Here is a 2898-nt window from a genome sequence, read left to right as displayed (position 1 = left end):
GAACCGCGTCACTACATCCCTTGCCCACCCCTGTTTCAGGGGTGGGTGGCGAGCGTAGCGAGCCGGAAGGGGTCAGCTGCCTGCGGCAGCTGATATCAAAAAGGGGCTGTGAAAAAATGATTTACATTTTTTCACAGCCCCAATCCACAACCCTCTGAACCCTCTGAACCCTCTGAACCCTCTGAACCCTCTGAACCCTCTGAACCCTTTGAACCCTTTGAACCCCCCGCACCCTCTGAACCCTCTGAACCTTGGCCGCGCAGCGGCCTGACCGCGGTTTTATAAGAACCTTTCGGGCTCTGAACCTCCTGTTTCATACCCTCCTGCCATGGTATAATAAGGAAAAAGGCAAAGGAGGCGGAGCTATGTTTATATCCCATATGCTGGTGGAGAATTACCGCACGTTTCGTCATGTGGAGCTTCACTTTGACAGCCGGGTGAATTATATCGTAGGGGATAATAATATCGGGAAAAGTAATTTTCTTACCCTGCTGAAAACTCTTACCCATGGATACGGCTTCAGGGAGAATGATTTCCTGGATACGGATCAGCCTATCCGGATACGGCTTACCCTGTCCTCCGAGGATGACGGGCTGAAGGATACGGCCCATCTGGAGCTTCGCCAGTGTGTGCGGGAGGTGGTGCCCCGTCTTTATAATCTGGACAATGGGGAGGAGCTGCCTCTGGAGTATACGCGATGCCTCTTTTATATCGACTTTGCGCTGGACGAGGTGCCCAGGAAAATGATTTCCGAAGGGGACATTGCCAGAACCGTTTCTATTTTTGAGGAGTATCTGTCCGGCGGGCCGGAGGTTATCGAAGAGGTGGAGTCTCTTTTGAACAGCCGGGGATTTCATCTATCCCTGCCCAGAGAGGACGCCCGCAAGGCTACGCTTGTTCTTTTCAATGAAATTTTCCGCTCCATTGCCATCGGCACGTCCTATGACTCCACCATGAAGCTGATGATTGCAGTGGGCACTTCCCTTCTTATCAAAATGATGAAGAAGAAGGAAAGCAAGGCCATTTCCTTTGAAAATATGATTATCACCGACAGCAGGGGACGCCGGTTTCTGCCGGTGACGGTGAGCATCGATGAACCGGAACTTCACCTTCATCCCTATCTGCAGCGGGCCATGCTGGCGTTCTGCCGCTCCATCCTGAGCAATGAGGAGCCCTTTTTCCTGAAAATGGTGCAGACCATTCTGGGGGTGGACGGACTGAACGGACAGCTCTTCGTAGTTACCCATTCCACCGATTCCCTGGTGAACGACTACCGGCAGATTATCCGCATTTACTGGGATGATAAGAAAAAGGTGCAGGCGGCCTGCGGTTCTTCCTTCCATTTTGACCGGGAAATCGAAAAGCACCTGATCATGCATTTTCCGGAAGTGAAGGAAGCGCTCTACTCCAAGTGCACCATCCTGGTGGAAGGGGAGACGGAGTACGGTTCCTTTGGCTACTTTGCCAAGACACTGGGAGTGAATTTTGACTATCACGGCATCTGCCTCATCAATGCCCGGGGCGAAAGTTCCATTTCAAAGATTGCCCAGCTGGTGCGCCGCTTCCACATTCCCGCAGTGTGCCTCTATGACCGGGACGTCATGGGTACCACCAGGCAGTCGCCCTATGTATTCTTCACCGATTTCATCTGCTATGAAATGGACGTGGTGAAGTCCTGTCTGGCCCACCGGGGCAGGAAGGCGCTGGATCAGGTCATCGGTGACATGGAGGACGCCGGGGATGCGGTGAACACGTCACTTATTAAAAAAGCAGGCGCCAAACTGGGCCTGCCTAAGGGCTACTATCCTCCGGTGAAGCTGAAAAATATCAATCCAAGAAATCGGGAAGCCCTGGAATTTTACTATTTCGCCTGGCTTTATGGAAATAAGGGTGTCATTATAGGACGATCCCTGGGAAGAAGCCTTACCAAAGAACTGATACCGCCGGCCTTTGCCAGAGTCATAGAGGCCGCCGTGCGGTACGGGGATGGTGAGGAGTAAAACCGGGTAGCTGCGTTTATATTCTTTTTTGGGAATCCCTTTCATAAAGGAGCTGATTGACATGAGAAAACAAAAAGGGCAGGATATCATCGAATACGCACTGATGCTGGCTGTTGTTGTGGGCATCGGCTTCGGCCTCTATGCCCACGTGGGCATAGGAGATCATATCTCTGCTGTTTTTAACAATGCCGGTAATCTCCTGGAAGAAGTGGGAAAGGAAAAACTTCCGGTGGCAGCGACTGCGGATGATATTATCAAGCGGCTGTTTGATGAGCGGTACGGCGGCTCGTCGGATATTCTGGAGAAACCGGCTGGGGGAGCGGTAAAAGATATTGCTTTCGACAGTAAAGAAGGACAGGAGCTGGCCAGGAAGCTCAATATACAGACCAAAGAAGGGGACGGCTGGTATGTGAGGATATTCTCTCCCGGCACAACAGTAGTTACCTATTATTCGGCCAGTGATAATGGCGGCGTGACCTTCAGCCAGTTAAAGAATGCCAAACCCGGCGATAAAGAATATCTGACGAAAATAAATATTCATGAGGGAATCCACAACGGGTCGGGAAAAGAAACTTATAATACTGCTAATACAGGTAGACAGTATGATGTCGGCCATGTAGTGAGAGATTCCAATGGTCAGTTTGTGAGCATTTATCCTGGATCCAAATGAGAACTATATGGATATGTAGTAAGGTGGGGACGCTGTCCATGACACGCCTGCAGCATGGAAGGAAATAAGGAGAGCAGGTATCAGAATGTTACAGGAAAATGTATTTCTGAAGAGTTCTTCGGCAAGATGCAAAGCAGCAAAAAAGAGGTTGTGAAGAAATGATTGAACATTTTTTCACAGCCCCGGCCGCCTGCGGCGGCCTCCCCCCCTTCCACCACTGACGTGGTC

Annotated in this window: 2 protein-coding genes; both read left to right on the top strand. The window is 50.8% G+C overall.

The window, feature by feature from the left end:
• The first annotated feature begins 365 nt into the window (after window positions 1–365).
• Window positions 366–2000: an AAA family ATPase gene (locus tag Q0482_RS01195; RefSeq protein ID WP_299142376.1), complete on the top strand. Its 1635-nt coding sequence runs from the start codon at window positions 366–368 to the stop codon at window positions 1998–2000.
• Window positions 2001–2061: 61 nt separating this feature from the next.
• Window positions 2062–2670 carry a hypothetical protein gene (locus tag Q0482_RS01190; RefSeq protein ID WP_299142374.1) on the top strand — a complete coding sequence of 203 codons (609 nt, stop codon included), beginning with the start codon at window positions 2062–2064 and terminating at the stop codon, window positions 2668–2670.
• Window positions 2671–2898 lie beyond the last annotated feature (228 nt).

It is taken from the genome of uncultured Dialister sp. (assembly GCF_937959425.1).
Taxonomy (GTDB): Bacteria; Bacillota; Negativicutes; order Veillonellales; family Dialisteraceae; genus Dialister.
The sequence above is the reverse complement of the archived record's forward strand: the minus strand, read 5'-3'. Positions and strand labels throughout refer to the sequence as shown.